Raw genomic sequence first — 15,558 nt, 5'->3', positions numbered from 1 at the left:
GAGGGGGTGATGATGTGTGTTTCTGTTGGCCGCGCGTATCCTGCCGTATGCGTTGCCATGACACAAACGATTTAACACTGCATTTACATCATTTTCATCCCCGGTTTCACACCAGTTTCCTGGAGGTTGCACTCGCTCACGTTTTTTGCGGTTGCACCTGCAAAAAGTGTTAAGCGCCGCATGAAACCAGGGTTGAAAGCGAAAATCCACATCTTTTTTACGGTTAACCATTAAGTAACAATCTATTCATTTTCCAGCTTGCAAACCGGGTCACATTTAACGAGGTTGCACAAAGTTGCAACATAGTGGATATTTCACGTTAACTACACTAGCGCTACTGAATCACAGGAGTTTTTGGCATGGGCATGACCACCATGGGGGTTAAGCTGGATGACGCGACCCGCGAACGGATTAAATCGGCAGCCACGCGAATTGACCGCACGCCGCACTGGTTAATTAAGCAGGCCATCTTTAACTATCTGGAAAAGCTGGAGAGTGACGACGTCCTGCCAGAGCTGCCAGCCCTGCTGTCCGGTGCCGCCAATGAGAGCGACGAGCACAGCGACGCTGTCGAAGAGATCCACCAGCCGTTCCTTGAATTTGCCGAGCAGATCCTGCCCCAGTCGGTAAGCCGCGCGGCCATTACCGCTGCCTACCGCCGCGCAGAGACCGATGCCGTGCCGATGCTGCTGGAGCAGGCGCGCCTGCCGGAGCCGATTGCCTCCCAGGCCCACAGCCTGGCGTATCAGTTGGCCGAAAAACTGCGCAGCCAGAAAAACGCCACTGGCCGTGCCGGGATGGTGCAGAGCCTGCTGCAGGAGTTCTCACTCTCCTCGCAGGAGGGCGTGGCCCTGATGTGTCTGGCGGAAGCGCTGCTGCGTATCCCGGACAAAGCCACCCGCGACGCGCTGATCCGCGACAAGATCAGCAACGGCAACTGGCATTCCCACATTGGCCGCAGTCCGTCGCTGTTCGTTAACGCCGCCACCTGGGGTCTGCTGTTTACCGGCCGCCTGGTCTCCACCCACAACGAAGCCAGCCTCTCCCGCTCCCTGAACCGCATTATCGGCAAGAGCGGCGAGCCGCTGATCCGTAAAGGCGTGGACATGGCGATGCGCCTGATGGGCGAGCAGTTCGTTACCGGGGAGACCATCGCCGAAGCGCTGGCCAACGCCCGCAAGCTGGAAGATAAAGGCTTCCGCTACTCCTATGACATGCTGGGGGAAGCGGCGCTCACCGCCGCCGACGCACAGGCCTATCTGGTCTCCTACCAGCAGGCGATCCACGCCATCGGTAAAGCCTCCAACGGCCGCGGCATTTATGAAGGCCCGGGGATCTCGATTAAGCTCTCCGCCCTGCATCCGCGCTACAGCCGCGCCCAGTACGATCGGGTAATGGAAGAGCTCTACCCGCGCCTGAAGTCCCTGACCCTGCTGGCCCGCCAGTATGATATCGGGATCAACATCGACGCCGAAGAGGCCGACCGTCTGGAGATCTCCCTCGATCTGCTGGAAAAACTGTGCTTCGAGCCGGAGCTGGCGGGCTGGAACGGGATTGGCTTTGTTATTCAGGCCTACCAGAAACGCTGCCCGTTCGTGATTGACTACCTGATTGACCTCGCCACCCGCAGCCGTCGCCGCCTGATGATCCGACTGGTGAAGGGCGCCTACTGGGACAGCGAGATCAAACGCGCCCAGATGGAGGGCCTGGAGGGCTATCCGGTCTATACCCGCAAGGTCTACACCGACGTCTCCTACCTCGCCTGCGCCAAAAAGCTGCTCGGCGTGCCGAACCTGATCTACCCGCAGTTTGCCACCCACAACGCCCACACCCTGGCGGCAATCTATCAGCTGGCCGGGCAGAACTACTATCCGGGCCAGTACGAGTTCCAGTGCCTGCACGGCATGGGTGAGCCGCTGTACGAGCAGGTCACCGGCAAAGTGGCGGATGGCAAACTGAACCGTCCGTGCCGTATTTATGCCCCGGTTGGCACCCATGAAACCCTGCTGGCCTACCTGGTGCGCCGTCTGCTGGAGAACGGGGCTAACACCTCCTTCGTGAACCGCATCGCCGATGCCACCCTGCCGCTGGATGAGCTGGTGGCCGATCCGGTGCAGGCGGTCGAGAAGATGGCAGCCCAGGAAGGTCAGGTCGGTCTGCCGCATCCGAAGATTGCCCTGCCGCGCGAGCTGTACGGCGCAGGCCGCATCAACTCCTCCGGCCTGGATCTGGCGAACGAACACCGTCTGGCGTCGCTCTCCTCGTCGCTGCTCAACAGTGCCCTGCAGAAATGGCAGGCCAAACCGATCCTTGAGCAGCCGGTGAGCAACGGCGAAATGCAGCCAGTGCTCAACCCGGCCGAGCCGAAAGATATCGTCGGCTTTGCCCGGGAAGCGACCGAGCAGGAAGTGGATCTGGCCCTCGATAGCGCGGTAAACAACGCGCCAATCTGGTTTGCCACCCCGCCGCAGGAGCGTGCCGCCATTCTGGAACGCGCTGCGGTGCTGATGGAAGATCAGATGCAGCAGCTGATTGGCATTCTGGTGCGCGAGGCGGGGAAAACCTTCAGCAACGCCATCGCCGAAGTGCGCGAAGCCGTTGACTTCCTGCACTACTATGCCGGTCAGGTCCGTGACGACTTCGACAACGAAACCCATCGCCCGCTGGGGCCGGTGGTCTGTATCAGCCCGTGGAACTTCCCGCTGGCGATCTTCACCGGCCAGATTGCTGCCGCCCTTGCCGCCGGTAACAGCGTGCTGGCGAAACCGGCCGAGCAGACGCCGCTGATTGCCGCCCAGGGGATTAACATCCTGCTGGAAGCCGGTGTCCCGGCTGGCGTGGTGCAACTCCTGCCTGGCCGCGGCGAGACCGTCGGTGCCAAACTGACCGCCGACAACCGCGTGCGCGGGGTGATGTTCACCGGCTCTACCGAAGTGGCCTCCCTGCTGCAACGCAATATCGCTACCCGTCTTGATGCCCAGGGCCGTCCGACTCCGCTGATCGCCGAGACCGGCGGTATGAACGCGATGATCGTGGATTCGTCTGCCCTCACCGAACAGGTGGTAGTGGACGTGGTGGCCTCGGCCTTCGACAGCGCCGGACAGCGTTGCTCCGCCCTGCGCGTGCTCTGCCTGCAGGATGACATCGCCGACCACACTCTGAAAATGCTACGTGGCGCGATGGGCGAATGCCGGATGGGCAACCCGGGCCGTCTGACCACCGATATTGGGCCGGTGATCGATGCCGAAGCCAAAACCAACATCGAAAATCATATTCAGGCGATGCGCGCCAAGGGCCGTCCGGTATTCCAGGCGGTGCGTGAGAACAGCGAAGATGCCCGCGAATGGCAGACCGGCACCTTCGTGGCCCCAACCCTGATCGAGCTGGCGAGCTTCGACGAGCTGAAAAAAGAGGTCTTCGGCCCGGTGCTGCACGTGGTGCGTTACAACCGTAACAACCTCGATCAGCTTATCGAGCAGATCAACGCCTCCGGCTACGGCCTGACGCTGGGCGTGCATACCCGTATCGACGAAACCATCGCCCAGGTGACCGGCAGCGCGAAGGTCGGCAACCTGTACGTGAACCGTAATATGGTCGGCGCGGTCGTCGGCGTGCAGCCGTTCGGTGGCGAAGGGCTGTCGGGCACCGGTCCGAAAGCCGGGGGTCCAATGTACCTCTACCGCCTGCTGGCGAACCGTCCGGCCAACGCTCTCGGCGTGACCCTGGCGCGTCAGGATGCCCTGCTGCCGGTAGACACTCAGGTGAAAGCGGTGCTGACGCAGCCGCTGGAAGCGCTGGCAAACTGGGCAGAAAAACGCCCGGAACTGCGCGCCCTGTGCCAGCAGTATGGCGAGCTGGCCCAGGCCGGGACCCAGCGTGTGCTGCCTGGCCCGACCGGCGAGCGCAATACCTGGACCCTGATGCCGCGCGAGCGCGTACTGTGCGTGGCGGATAACGAGCAGGATGCGCTGGTTCAGCTGGCGGCGGCGCTGGCAACCGGGTGTGAAGTGCTGTGGCCGGAAGATGGCCTGCACCGCGATCTGGCAAAACAGCTGCCGAAAGCGGTAACCGACCGTATTCGCTTTGCCAAAGCAGATGTGCTGACCAGTCAGCCGTTTGATGCGGTGATCTATCACGGGGATTCCGACCAGCTGCGCGAGCTGTGCGAGCTGGTGGCAGACCGTAAAGGCGCGATTGTGTCGGTGCAGGGCTTCGCCCGCGGCGAAGACAATCTGCAGCTGGAACGCCTGTACGTGGAGCGTTCGCTCAGCGTCAACACCGCCGCCGCAGGCGGCAACGCCAGCCTGATGACCATCGGCTAAGCGTGCAATCTCTCCCCGGTGGCGCTACGCTTACCGGGGCTACGGTTTTGATGTTGTAGGCCGGGTAAGGCGAAGCCGCCACCCGGCTTTTTTATACGGAGGGAGTCATGAAACGAGCTTTGATCGCAGGTGCCGCGTTACTGCTGAGCAGCAGCGCCCTGGCGGATGAGTGTGCCAACGCCAGCACTCAACTGGAACTGAACACCTGCACCGCGCAACAATATCAGGCGGCGGATAAAACCCTGAACCAGACTTACCAGGCTGTGATGAAGCGCGCCGCCGCACCCCAGCGCGATCTGTTGAAAAAGGCGCAACAGGCGTGGATCGCCCTGCGCGATGCCGACTGCGCCGTTATCGGCTCGGGCACCGCTGGCGGCTCCGTCCAGCCAATGATCGTCAACCAGTGCATGACGGAAAAAACCAGCGAGCGCGACGCCTTTCTGGCCTCGCTGATGCAGTGCGAAGAGGGCGATTTAAGCTGCCCTCTCCCACCCGCCAGTTAACGCACCCGAACCCCTTCGATAATCATCCGCTGCACGTTATCCACCGTGCTGTGGAAGAAGTCGTCATCCTTGAGCGACTTGCCGGTCACCGCCTCTACCTGCGCGGAAAAGTCGGCGTAGTGCTGGGTGGCGGCCCAGATCATAAAGATCAGATGATGCGGGTCCACCGGCGCCAGTTTGCCGGTGGCAACCCATCCGGCAATGATCGCTGACTTCTCATCCACCAGCGATTTCATATCCCCGCTCAGCACCGTTTTCAGCAGCGGTGCCCCCTGCAGCATCTCCAGACAGAACAGCCTTGACGCCTGGGGATAGTCCCGGGAGACCTCCAGCTTGAGGCGGATATACTGCTGGATCGCCACCAGCGGGGTGAGCTCCTCACGAAACGCCTTCAACGGCGCCAGCCAGATATCAAGGATCTGTTGCAGGACGGAAACGTACAGCGCCTCTTTCGACGGGAAGTAGTAGAGCAGATTGGTTTTTGACACCCCCGCCAGCTCGGCCACCTGCTCCAGCCGCGTGCCGTGAATACCAAACTGCGAGAAGGTCTCCAGCGCCGCCGTGAGGATCGCCTGTTTTTTCGCGCTCACCGCCTGCGAACGTTTACCGGTTGTTTTCACTGCGCCTTGTGCCATGGACTCACTCCTTGTTGATCTGCTCCCAGCATAGCAAAAACCCTGCTGTTACCACGACAATCTGCACCGCCACCGCGCACGACTGCCTGCTTTGTGTGCAACTATTTTGACCAGACAGTCCACTTTCACCACCTGCATTTCATCAACCAATCATTAACACGTTAATAACATTAACAATTTCAAACCTGGCATCGCCTTTGCAAAACAGGCTTACGCGGCTGAACAGGAGATGCAGGATGCAGCGCCACGTCTGACTTTCACCCCCACGTTGTGATGAAGAGAGGTTCGTGATGAAAATTGGCGTATTCGTTCCCATTGGCAATAACGGCTGGTTGATCTCCACCCACGCGCCGCAGTACAAGCCGACCTTCGAGCTGAACAAGGCCATCGTGCAAAAAGCGGAGCACTATCACTTCGACTTTGCCCTGTCGATGATCAAGCTGCGCGGCTTCGGCGGTAAAACCGAATTCTGGGATCACAACCTGGAGTCCTTCACCCTGATGGCCGGGCTGGCGGCGGTCACCTCGCGGATCCAGATCTACGCTACCGCCGCCACCCTTACCCTGCCTCCGGCCATCGTGGCGCGGATGGCCTCGACCATCGACACCATCTCCGGCGGCCGCTTTGGCGTTAACCTCGTCACCGGCTGGCAGAAGCCGGAGTACGAGCAGATGGGCCTCTGGCCGGGGGATGAGTACTTCTCGAAGCGCTACGACTATCTGACCGAGTATGTCCAGGTTCTGCGGGATCTGTGGGGCACCGGCAAGAGCGATTTCAAAGGGGAGTTCTTCACCATGAACGACTGCCGGGTCAGCCCGCAGCCCTCGGTGCCGATGAAGGTGATCTGCGCCGGACAGAGCGATGCGGGGATGGAGTTCTCGGCGAAATATGCCGACTTCAACTTCTGCTTCGGTAAAGGGGTTAACACCCCGGCGGCCTTTGCACCAACCGCGGCCCGGATGAAAGAGGCGGCAGAGAAAACCGGGCGCGATGTCGGCTCCTACGTGCTGTTTATGGTCATCGCCGATGAAACCGACGAGGCGGCGCGGGCCAAATGGGAACATTACAAAGCCGGGGCCGACGAGGAAGCCCTGAGCTGGCTCAGCGAGCAGAGTCAGAAAGATACCCGCTCCGGGGCGGATACAAACGTGCGGCAGATGGCCGACCCGACCTCGGCGGTGAATATCAATATGGGCACTCTGGTGGGATCCTATGCCAGCGTGGCGCGGATGCTCGATGAGGTTGCCAGCGTGCCGGGTGCCGAGGGCGTGCTGCTGACCTTCGATGATTTCCTGACCGGAATTGAAACCTTCGGCGAGCGCATTCAGCCTCTGATGCAGTGCCGATCTCATCTTCCTGCGTTAACGAAGGAGGTGGCGTAATGACAACATTACCCGCACGCCCTGAAGCCATCACCTTCGACCCGCAGCACAGCGCCCTGATCGTGGTGGATATGCAGAACGCCTACGCCAGCCCCGGGGGCTATCTCGACCTGGCCGGGTTTGACGTCTCCGCCACCCGACCGGTGATTGAGAACATCAAAACCGCCGTCGCCGCCGCGCGCGCCGCCGGGATCCAGATTATCTGGTTCCAGAACGGCTGGGATGAACAGTACGTGGAGGCAGGTGGCCCCGGCTCGCCCAACTTCCACAAATCGAATGCGCTGAAAACCATGCGCCAGCGCCCGGAACTGCAGGGCAAGCTGCTGGCGAAAGGCGGCTGGGATTACCAGCTGGTGAACGAGCTGGTGCCGGAGCCGGGGGATATCGTGCTGCCGAAACCGCGCTACAGCGGCTTCTTTAATACCCCGCTGGACAGCCTGCTGCGCAGCCGCGGCATTCGCCATCTGATCTTTACCGGCATCGCCACTAACGTCTGCGTGGAATCGACCCTGCGCGACGGCTTCTTCCTCGAGTATTTCGGCGTGGTGCTGGAAGACGCCACGCACCAGGCCGGGCCGGCGTTTGCCCAGCAGGCCGCGCTGTTTAATATCGAAACCTTTTTTGGCTGGGTCAGCGACGTCGCCACCTTCTGCGATGCCCTTTCACCCGCCGCTTATGCCCGTATCGCCTGAGGAGCTCAAAAATGCCGAAATCTGTGATTATTCCCCCGGGCACCAGCACCCCGATTGCCCCCTTCGTCCCGGGCACCCTGGCGGATGGGGTGGTCTACGTCTCCGGCACCCTGCCGTTCGACGCCCACAACAACGTGGTGTTTCCCGATGACCCAAAGGCGCAAACCCGTCACGTGCTACAGACCATCCAGCGCGTTATCGAAACGGCGGGCGGGACGATGGCGGACGTGACCTTCAACAGCATCTTTATTACCGACTGGAAAAACTACGCCGCGATTAACGAGATCTACGCCGAGTTTTTCCCCGGCGACAAACCGGCGCGGTTCTGCATTCAGTGCGGGCTGGTGAAACCCGAGGCGCTGGTGGAGATCGCCACCATCGCCCACATTGGCCGGTGAGGTTGCCATGAATCTTTCCCTTTCTCCCCCACCCTTTGACGGCGCACCGGTGGTGGTGCTGATCGCCGGGCTGGGGGGCAGCGGCAGCTACTGGCTGCCCCAGCTGGCTGATCTGGAGCTGGAGTATCAGGTGGTCTGCTATGACCAGCGCGGCACCGGCAACAACCCCGGCGAGCTGCCGGAGGCCTACAGCCTGGCGCAGATGGCCGATGAGCTGTGGCAGGCGCTGGAGGCCGCCGGGATCACGCGCTTTTGCGTGGTGGGCCATGCGCTGGGCGCGCTGATCGGCCTGCAGCTGGCGGTAGATCGTCCCGCGTCCATCCGGGCGCTGGTGTCCGTCAACGGCTGGCTGACGCTGCATCCCCATACCCGGCGCTGTTTCCAGGTGCGCGAGCGGCTGCTGCATGCCGGTGGCGCCCAGGCGTGGGTCGAGGCTCAGCCGCTGTTTCTCTATCCCGCCGACTGGATGGCTGCCCGTCAGCCGCGCATGGAGGCCGAAGAGGCCCTGGCGCTGGCCCATTTCCAGGGCAAAACCACCCTGCTGCGCAGGCTGAATGCCCTGAAGCGGGCCGACTTCAGTCGTCAGACAACGCATATCCGCTGCCCGGTGCAGATGATCTGTTCCGCCGACGATCTGCTGGTGCCTGCCGTCTGTTCATCCCAGCTGCACGCCGCTCTGCCCGACAGCGTTATCACGGTGATGCCCCGGGGCGGCCACGCCTGCAACGTCACCGAGCCGGAGGTTTTCAACGCCCTGCTGCAAAACGGGCTCGCCAGCCTGCTGCACCGCCACGAACGTTTATCGAAGGAGCTGCCATGAGTGAAGCCATCACCCCGACCGCCCAGCACGCGCTGTTTACCGACGCGCGCACCCATAACGGCTGGCTGGATCGCCCGGTCAGCGACGAGACGCTGCGCGAAATTTACGACCTCATGAAGTGGGGGCCGACCTCCGCCAACTGCTCCCCGGCGCGGATGGTATTTATCCGCACCCCGGCAGGCAAAGAGAAGCTGCGTCCGGCGCTTTCCAGCGGCAACCTGCAAAAGACCCTCACCGCCCCGGTGACGGCCATCGTGGCCTGGGACAGCCAGTTTTACGACCGGCTGCCAGAGCTGTTTCCCCATGGCGATGCCCGGAGCTGGTTCACCGCCAGCCCGCAGCTGGCGGAGGAGACCGCCTTTCGCAACAGCACGATGCAGGCCGCGTATCTGATTGTTGCCTGTCGGGCGCTGGGGCTCGATACCGGGCCGCTGTCCGGCTTCGACCGGGAGAAGGTGGATGCGGCCTTCTTCACCGGCAGCAACCTGAGAAGCAATCTGCTGATCAACATTGGCTACGGCGACACCAGCAAGCTGTACGGCCGACTGCCGCGCCTGAGTTTTGACGACGCCTGCGGGCTGCTATAAGGAGCGAAGATGAACCTTGATAAACAAGACTTTCGGGATGCGATGGCCTGTCTGGGGGCGGCGGTAAACATCATCACCACCGACGGCCCGGCCGGCGAGGCGGGCTTTACCGCCAGCGCGGTGTGTAGCGTCACCGATTCACCGCCGACATTGCTGGTATGCCTCAATCGCGGCGCCTCGGTGTGGCCGATATTTAACGACAACCGCACCCTGTGCGTTAACACCCTCAGCGCCGGGCAGGAGTCGCTCTCAAATCTGTTCGGGGGTAAAACCCCAATGGCCGATCGCTTTGCCGCCGCTGAGTGGCAGACCGGGGCCACCGGCTGTCCGCGCCTGGCGGACGCGCTGGCCTCGTTCGACTGCCGGATTAGCCAGGTGGTGAGCGTGGGCACCCACGACATTCTGTTTTGCGAGATCGTTGCAATTACCCGCCACCCGGTGCCGCAGGGCCTGGTGTGGTTTGACCGCGGCTACCACGCCCTGATGCGACCCGCCTGTTAATCCTCCTTAAGGAGCAGCTGATGGCACTATTCGGTTTTCCTCACTGGCAGTTGAAATCGACCTCAGATGAACGCGGCGTGGTCGCGCCGGATGAACGTCTCCCGCTGGCGCAAACCGCGGTGATGGGGGTGCAGCACGCGGTGGCGATGTTTGGTGCCACGGTGCTGATGCCCATTCTGATGGGGCTGGATCCCAACCTGTCGATACTGATGTCGGGCATCGGCACCCTGCTGTTCTTCTTCATTACCGGCGGACGGGTGCCAAGCTATCTCGGCTCCAGCGCGGCTTTTGTCGGGGTGGTGATTGCCGCGACGGGCTTTAGCGGTCAGGGGATCAACCCGCAGCTGAGCGTCGCCCTGGGCGGGATCATCGCCTGCGGGGCGATCTATACGGTGATTGGCCTGGTGGTAATGAAGCTGGGTACCCGCTGGATCGAACGGCTGATGCCGCCGGTGGTCACCGGGGCGGTGGTAATGGCGATTGGCCTGAACCTGGCCCCCATCGCCGTGAAAGGGGTTTCCGGCTCGGCGTTTGACAGCTGGATGGCGGTGGTGACGGTGCTGTGCATCGGCCTGGTAGCGGTGTTTACCCGGGGGATGATCCAGCGGCTGCTGATCCTGGTCGGGCTGATCCTCGCCTGCCTGATCTACGCCCTGCTGACCAGCGTTTTCGGGCTTGGCAAACCGGTTGATTTTGCCCTTGTCCAGCAGGCGGCGTGGTTCGGCCTGCCGCAGCTCACCTCGCCGACCTTTAACGGCCAGGCGATGATGCTGATCGCCCCGGTGGCGGTAATTCTGGTGGCGGAAAACCTCGGCCACCTGAAGGCGGTGGCCGGGATGACCGGGCGCAATATGGACCCGTACATGGGGCGGGCCTTCGTCGGTGACGGGCTGGCGACCATGCTCTCAGGCTCGGTGGGCGGCAGCGGCGTGACCACCTATGCCGAGAATATCGGCGTCATGGCAGTGACCAAAGTCTACTCGACGCTGGTGTTCGTGGCGGCGGCAGTCATCGCTATCCTGCTCGGCTTTTCACCTAAATTTGGCGCACTGATCCACACCATCCCGGCGGCGGTGATTGGCGGAGCGTCGATTGTGGTGTTTGGCCTGATTGCGGTGGCCGGGGCGCGGATCTGGGTGCAGAACCGGGTCGATCTCAGTCAGAACGGCAACCTGATTATGGTCGCCGTGACCCTGGTGCTGGGCGCCGGTGATTTCGCTCTATCACTCGGGGGCTTTACCCTCGGCGGGATCGGCACCGCCACCTTTGGCGCGATTGCGCTCAACGCCCTGCTCAGCCGCCGGGTGGCGAGGGTAGCTCAGGGCGGCGAAGTCATGACTCAGGAACCTTGATCCAGCGTGGCGCTGTCGGCCTCCGCCAGCGCCTTTTTCTTTCTTTTCAGCTTCAGCTCGCTCACCAGCACGCCGGCAATGATAAAGGCAGCTCCCACCAGGGCGAGCAGCGGCAGGCGCTCCCCCGCCAGACGGCCAAATATCCCCGCCCACACCGGCTCCCCGGTATAGATCACCGTCGCCCGGGTCGGCGAGACGCTGCGCTGGGCCCAGTTCATCGTTACCTGAATGATGGCGCTGAAAATCCCCAGCCCAAGGGCGACAATCACCAGCCCGGATGAGATCGGCGGGACGGACTCCCCGGCCGGGATCATGGCCAGAAACGCCACCAGCGAGGCGGTCGCCAGCTGCACGACGGTGACACGCTTAACGTCCACCTTACCGGCCCAGGCGCTGATCAAGATAATCTCCGCGGCAATCGCCACCGCGCCCACCAGGGTGATTATCTCCCCCTTGCCGAGCGCCAGCAGGTTATCGTCGGGCCCCGCCAGCAGGATCAGGCCGATAAAAGCCAGCACGATGCCGATGCAGGACATCACGCCCGGCATCCGGCGCAGGCAGAGCCACTGTAAAAGTGGCACCAGCGGGACATACATGGCGGTGATAAATGCCGACTTACTGCTGGGGATCGACTGTAAACCCCATGTTTGCAGGCTGTAGCCCATCGCAATAGAGACGCCGATCGCCAGACCGGCTTTCAGCTCGGTCATGGTCAGGCCAGGCAGTGTTTTCAACGAGATGATCGCTACCGCGATGGCCGCCGTGGCGAAACGCAGGCCGACAAAAAAGAAAGGATCGCTGAGCGTGACCGCGTACTGCACGGCAAGAAATGTCCCACCCCAGAACATGGTGATAAGGATCAGGATCGCTTCCTGCGGTTTGATCGAAAAGGCATAACGGGAGGAGGACATGAGGCACCAGCAAAAAGAGTGAATCCGCTAGTGTGAAAGGAATTTGATAACACTTCAATAACAGGCACAAAAAAACCGCCGGGGATCCCGGCGGCGGGGGGTGCCTGTGGTCATGAGACCCATACTTCAGTTGGCTACAACTTAACTGCTCTTGTTGCCGCCATGGCTATTTTTGCCCCCTTTTTTGCCAGCTTCGGATGCGCGTTGAGGATCATTCTTGAAATTCCCCCCGCTTTGCTGGCCACCTTTACGTCCTGCTGCTGATGCTCTTTCACGGTCTTCTGCAAAATTACCTGACCCACCACGATGGTTTGCCATGTCGGACCTCCAGAGTTATAAAACATAAGACTTAATACTGCTTTCAGTGAAGGCTATTCTTTCACCTGGCGACGCTAAAAAAGTCTCTTTATCTGCGCCACGTGAACCTAAGCTTAGTGGAGTGTGAGCATTCATCCAGCTAACCGTAATATTCTGCAATATGAAATCAGCCTTTCGTATGACGGTCGCCGAAACGAAACCATAAGCCATTCTTATCATTCCAGAAATCTACAATAGCGAAAATGTGTCATTTTGCTACGGAAGAAAGGGTGTCCGGTTTTATGTTTGAAATCAAATAAATGGCGTCCAGATTTGCAGTCTCGCTGTCACGTCATATCTTTAAATGAGGGCAGCATGCCGCTGCCTTAAAAATCATGCGAGGAGTGAAGCGAAATGACGAGAATTCTGGTGCTCTACTATTCCATGTACGGACACATCGAAACCATGGCTCATGCAGTGGCGGACGGCGCCAGGAAAGTCGAGGGGGTTGAGGTGGTGATTAAACGCGTACCGGAGACCATGCCGGCAGACGCCTTTGCCAAAGCCGGGGGAAAAGCGCAGGACGCCCCTGAGGCATCACCCCAGGAGCTGGGCGACTACGACGCCATCATTTTTGGCACCCCAACACGCTTCGGCAATATGGCCGGACAGATGCGCACCTTCCTCGACCAGACGGGCGGGCTGTGGGTGAAGAATGCCTTACACGGCAAGATCGCCAGCGTGTTCAGCTCCACCGGCACCGGCGGCGGTCAGGAACAGACCATCACCTCAACCTGGACCACCCTTGCCCATCACGGTATGGTGATTGTGCCGATCGGCTACGGAACACCGGAGCTGTTTGATATTTCTCAGACGCGCGGCGGCACGCCTTATGGGGCTACGACGATTGCCGGTGGCGATGGCTCGCGCCAGCCGTCGGAAGCGGAACTGAACATTGCCCGCTATCAGGGTGAACACGTTGCCGGTCTGGCTGCTAAACTGAAGGGTTAACTCTCAACTGGAGGATCGCTATGCCTACTCAAGAAGCTAAAGCACATCGCGTCGGTGAATTCGCGCGTTTACGTAATACGTCACCGGAGATCGCCGAGGCGATTTTTGAAGTCGCGAAATATGACGAAAAACTGGCAGAGAAAATCTGGGAAGAAGGCAACGATGAAGTGCTGGTGATCGCCTTCGACAAAACCGACAAAGACTCGCTGTTCTGGGGCGAGCAGACCATTGAGCGCAAAAACGTCTGATTGCTTTCCCCTCTCCCCGGTGGGGAGAGGGTTACAGTTACTTCGCCGCCGTGTTCAACAGCGTATTAAACGTCTCTACCGGACAGAATCCATCCGCATCCACCGGACAGCCGTTCAGCTCCAGCGTGACGCGCTGCGCAGGCGCTTTTAAGCTCAGCACCTGGGCATTACGCAGCTGCTCCGTACTCTGATAAACATACTCAATTTTCATCAAATCACGGTTGCCGGTCTTGTCGTGCCAGCGCTGGAAGACGATCTTGCCACCAATCGGCGTGCGCTCGTATTGACCCGGCAGCTGATAGGGTTTGAAGTCGAGGGCTTTCAGCAGCGAGGCGATGTTGGAGTCATGCCCCACCAGCAGCGTGACCTTCGGCGCTTTCGCCTGGTCGGTGACCAGCGCGTTGTCGATGTACTTGACCAGCGGTTTTGCCACATTGCGCGCCACCTCCGCCGAGGTGAACAGCGAATCCTGATAACCATTTTTCAGCTGGGACAGCACCCGCCACTGCTGGTCGGTTTTGATCTCGCCCCATGCCACCTGATCCAGCGGGAAGCCTTCGTAATATTGCAGGGTGAACGCATCCACCAGCGAGTTACCCACCTTCAGCGGGCCAGAGACACCGGGCTCTTTCTGGTACTCGGCGCTATAGGTGTCTTTCGCCTCGGTCAGGGAGCAGACCTGTTTCTCTTTGCAGGACGGCGAATCTTTGTAATCGGTCATCTGCTCCAGCAGCCGGTAGCTCTCGTCGAGCTTCATTCCCTGGCGCTCAGTGTTCATCGCCTGCAGGGCTTTCTCGCGGAATTCCGGGGAGTTATCGGTGATCACCGGGTTAAAGGTGGGGTCCATGGTGCCCATCTGTTCCTGATGGTGCACCGGCACATCGCAGCCCGGGAAGGCCCCGGTGATAAAGAACTGGGCGGTTGCCACCGTGCGCTGTAGGCTGTTGGCATAGGCATAGACGCTGTTTGCCGTCGGGCACTCCCCGGCGGTCACCACCCCCTCCTCCGCCAGCCACTCACGCATGTAGTGGCCCATGTAGACCTCCAGCACCCCGCCTTTGGTGGTGAGCTGCCCGCCCGGCACATCCCACTCCGGCCATTTTTCCGGGGTCGACTGCTCCAGCACGCTGCCGTTATTGGCCAGCGGCGCGCGCAGGTTATGACGGCTCATAATCAGAACCTGTTCCAGCTGATACCCTTCCGGCGCGGTTTGCGCCTGAACGCCACCCGACAGGCCGATGCTGCCCGCCACGGCGACAGCGATTAGTGCTTTTCTCATCCCTAATTCCTCACTCTGTTTTATCGTCGTAAACAGTGTGACAGATTTGTGACGGATTACCTGGAGCCCACCCGCAAAGTGACGGCTTACTTTGTACGCCGGGCCAGAATGGTTTTATAATAAAACTCACTACTGATAAGGAGCCGCCGTGAAACGTACCCGCCTGGAAGAGAGTCCCTGCCCTGTTGCCCGCTCGCTGGATATTATCGGCGACTGGTGGTCACTGCTGATTGTGCGCGATGCCCTGAGCGGGGTGACGCGTTTTGGCGAGTTCCAGAAGAGCCTCGGGATTGCGAAAAATATGCTGGCAACCCGGCTGAAACTGCTGGTGGACGAAGGGATCCTGGTGCTGCAACCCGCCTCTGACGGCAGTGCGTGGCAGGAGTATGTTCTGACCGAAAAGGGCCGCGCCCTGCAAACCGTGCTGGTGGCGCTCTCCCAGTGGGGGAATGCGCATCTGTTTGCTGAAGGGGATGTCGGGACGGTGCTGGTGGATGCCCGGGATCGGAAGCCGCTACAGAAGCTGGCGATGGTGGCGAGTGACGGGCGGGAACTGGGGCCAGAGGAGGTAGTGGCGAAGTATCCGCTGGCTGAGGGATGACAGGGTATCGCCCCGTTCA

General features: G+C 60.7%; 16 protein-coding genes. 12 read left to right on the top strand and 4 right to left on the bottom strand.

What is annotated here, in order from left to right; all coding sequences use genetic code 11:
- Nucleotides 1-359: 359 nt before the first annotated feature.
- Together putA and M8318_RS20225 are read left to right on the top strand one after the other, a co-directional pair.
- Nucleotides 360-4,322: a trifunctional transcriptional regulator/proline dehydrogenase/L-glutamate gamma-semialdehyde dehydrogenase gene (putA, locus tag M8318_RS20230; RefSeq protein WP_262664237.1), complete on the top strand. Its 3,963-nt coding sequence runs from the start codon at nt 360-362 to the stop codon at nt 4,320-4,322.
- A gap of 107 nt (nt 4,323-4,429) precedes the next feature.
- Nucleotides 4,430-4,825, top strand: coding sequence for a lysozyme inhibitor LprI family protein (locus tag M8318_RS20225; protein ID WP_262664236.1), 396 nt, complete (start codon nt 4,430-4,432; stop codon nt 4,823-4,825).
- Here M8318_RS20225 and rutR read toward each other — a convergent pair.
- Nucleotides 4,822-5,460: an HTH-type transcriptional regulator RutR gene (gene rutR / locus M8318_RS20220; protein ID WP_262664235.1), complete on the bottom strand. Its 639-nt coding sequence runs from the start codon at nt 5,458-5,460 to the stop codon at nt 4,822-4,824. The two genes, M8318_RS20225 and rutR, sit on opposite strands and share 4 nt — an antisense overlap.
- A gap of 290 nt (nt 5,461-5,750) precedes the next feature.
- Between rutR and rutA the strand changes: the two genes are divergently transcribed.
- From rutA to rutG, 7 genes are read left to right on the top strand one after another with little or no spacing between them, the layout of a single operon-like run.
- Nucleotides 5,751-6,842 (top strand): pyrimidine utilization protein A, encoded by a 1,092-nt coding sequence (rutA, locus tag M8318_RS20215; RefSeq protein ID WP_262664234.1) that lies wholly within the window; start codon nt 5,751-5,753, stop codon nt 6,840-6,842.
- The gene (gene rutB, locus M8318_RS20210) at nt 6,842-7,534 is read left to right on the top strand and encodes a pyrimidine utilization protein B (protein ID WP_106992668.1); all 693 of its coding nucleotides are present in this window, start codon (nt 6,842-6,844) and stop codon (nt 7,532-7,534) included. Before rutA ends, rutB begins: the two co-directional genes overlap by 1 nt.
- A gap of 11 nt (nt 7,535-7,545) precedes the next feature.
- Entirely contained in the window at nt 7,546-7,932 is a 387-nt protein-coding gene (gene rutC, locus M8318_RS20205; RefSeq protein ID WP_106992667.1) for a pyrimidine utilization protein C, read from the top strand.
- A gap of 7 nt (nt 7,933-7,939) precedes the next feature.
- Nucleotides 7,940-8,752: a pyrimidine utilization protein D gene (gene rutD / locus M8318_RS20200; RefSeq protein WP_262664233.1), complete on the top strand. Its 813-nt coding sequence runs from the start codon at nt 7,940-7,942 to the stop codon at nt 8,750-8,752.
- The gene (locus tag M8318_RS20195) at nt 8,749-9,339 is read left to right on the top strand and encodes a malonic semialdehyde reductase (RefSeq protein ID WP_262664230.1); all 591 of its coding nucleotides are present in this window, start codon (nt 8,749-8,751) and stop codon (nt 9,337-9,339) included. The genes rutD and M8318_RS20195 overlap by 4 nt, the downstream gene beginning before the upstream one ends.
- Before the next feature lie 9 nt (nt 9,340-9,348).
- Nucleotides 9,349-9,840 (top strand): NADH-dependent FMN reductase RutF, encoded by a 492-nt coding sequence (gene rutF / locus M8318_RS20190; RefSeq protein ID WP_262664229.1) that lies wholly within the window; start codon nt 9,349-9,351, stop codon nt 9,838-9,840.
- A 20-nt stretch (nt 9,841-9,860) separates the two neighbouring features.
- Nucleotides 9,861-11,192, top strand: coding sequence for a pyrimidine utilization transport protein G (gene rutG, locus M8318_RS20185; RefSeq protein WP_262664228.1), 1,332 nt, complete (start codon nt 9,861-9,863; stop codon nt 11,190-11,192).
- Here the strand turns inward: rutG and M8318_RS20180 are convergent.
- On the bottom strand, nt 11,180-12,103 hold the full coding sequence (locus M8318_RS20180; RefSeq protein WP_225759101.1) for a DMT family transporter: 924 nt from the start codon (nt 12,101-12,103) through the stop codon (nt 11,180-11,182). The two genes, rutG and M8318_RS20180, sit on opposite strands and share 13 nt — an antisense overlap.
- A gap of 141 nt (nt 12,104-12,244) precedes the next feature.
- The gene (locus tag M8318_RS20175) at nt 12,245-12,421 is read right to left on the bottom strand and encodes a con-10 family general stress protein (RefSeq protein WP_250588815.1); all 177 of its coding nucleotides are present in this window, start codon (nt 12,419-12,421) and stop codon (nt 12,245-12,247) included.
- Between the two features lie 393 nt (nt 12,422-12,814).
- Here M8318_RS20175 and wrbA point away from each other — a divergent pair, with 393 nt between their 5' ends.
- Complete coding sequence (wrbA, locus tag M8318_RS20170) at nt 12,815-13,411, top strand: NAD(P)H:quinone oxidoreductase (protein WP_106992662.1); 597 nt, start codon at nt 12,815-12,817, stop codon at nt 13,409-13,411.
- A gap of 20 nt (nt 13,412-13,431) precedes the next feature.
- Complete coding sequence (locus tag M8318_RS20165) at nt 13,432-13,659, top strand: YccJ family protein (protein ID WP_262664224.1); 228 nt, start codon at nt 13,432-13,434, stop codon at nt 13,657-13,659.
- 37 nt (nt 13,660-13,696) lie between these two features.
- On the opposite strand, the gene agp is transcribed toward M8318_RS20165, so the two are convergent.
- Nucleotides 13,697-14,938 (bottom strand): bifunctional glucose-1-phosphatase/inositol phosphatase, encoded by a 1,242-nt coding sequence (agp, locus tag M8318_RS20160; protein WP_262664223.1) that lies wholly within the window; start codon nt 14,936-14,938, stop codon nt 13,697-13,699.
- A 148-nt stretch (nt 14,939-15,086) separates the two neighbouring features.
- On the opposite strand from agp, the gene M8318_RS20155 reads away from it, so the two are divergent.
- Entirely contained in the window at nt 15,087-15,539 is a 453-nt protein-coding gene (locus M8318_RS20155; RefSeq protein ID WP_262664222.1) for a winged helix-turn-helix transcriptional regulator, read from the top strand.
- Nucleotides 15,540-15,558 lie beyond the last annotated feature (19 nt).

The organism is Leclercia tamurae, assembly GCF_025566055.1.
Classification (GTDB): Bacteria; Pseudomonadota; Gammaproteobacteria; order Enterobacterales; family Enterobacteriaceae; genus Enterobacter; species Enterobacter tamurae.
The sequence above is the reverse complement of the archived record's forward strand: the minus strand, read 5'-3'. Positions and strand labels throughout refer to the sequence as shown.

Excerpts from the sequence above, each read along its gene's own strand:
- M8318_RS20180 (WP_225759101.1), bottom strand. The coding sequence starts at position 12,103 with ATGTCCTCCTCCCGTTATGCCTTTTCGATCAAACCGCAGGAAGCGATC.
- M8318_RS20165 (WP_262664224.1), top strand. The coding sequence starts at position 13,432 with ATGCCTACTCAAGAAGCTAAAGCACATCGCGTCGGTGAATTCGCGCGT.
- rutR (WP_262664235.1), bottom strand. The coding sequence starts at position 5,460 with ATGGCACAAGGCGCAGTGAAAACAACCGGTAAACGTTCGCAGGCGGTG.
- rutD (WP_262664233.1), top strand. The coding sequence starts at position 7,940 with ATGAATCTTTCCCTTTCTCCCCCACCCTTTGACGGCGCACCGGTGGTG.
- rutA (WP_262664234.1), top strand. The coding sequence starts at position 5,751 with ATGAAAATTGGCGTATTCGTTCCCATTGGCAATAACGGCTGGTTGATC.
- M8318_RS20175 (WP_250588815.1), bottom strand. The coding sequence starts at position 12,421 with ATGGCAAACCATCGTGGTGGGTCAGGTAATTTTGCAGAAGACCGTGAA.
- M8318_RS20195 (WP_262664230.1), top strand. The coding sequence starts at position 8,749 with ATGAGTGAAGCCATCACCCCGACCGCCCAGCACGCGCTGTTTACCGAC.
- wrbA (WP_106992662.1), top strand. The coding sequence starts at position 12,815 with ATGACGAGAATTCTGGTGCTCTACTATTCCATGTACGGACACATCGAA.
- rutB (WP_106992668.1), top strand. The coding sequence starts at position 6,842 with ATGACAACATTACCCGCACGCCCTGAAGCCATCACCTTCGACCCGCAG.
- rutG (WP_262664228.1), top strand. The coding sequence starts at position 9,861 with ATGGCACTATTCGGTTTTCCTCACTGGCAGTTGAAATCGACCTCAGAT.
- rutC (WP_106992667.1), top strand. The coding sequence starts at position 7,546 with ATGCCGAAATCTGTGATTATTCCCCCGGGCACCAGCACCCCGATTGCC.
- putA (WP_262664237.1), top strand. The coding sequence starts at position 360 with ATGGGCATGACCACCATGGGGGTTAAGCTGGATGACGCGACCCGCGAA.
- rutF (WP_262664229.1), top strand. The coding sequence starts at position 9,349 with ATGAACCTTGATAAACAAGACTTTCGGGATGCGATGGCCTGTCTGGGG.
- M8318_RS20225 (WP_262664236.1), top strand. The coding sequence starts at position 4,430 with ATGAAACGAGCTTTGATCGCAGGTGCCGCGTTACTGCTGAGCAGCAGC.
- agp (WP_262664223.1), bottom strand. The coding sequence starts at position 14,938 with ATGAGAAAAGCACTAATCGCTGTCGCCGTGGCGGGCAGCATCGGCCTG.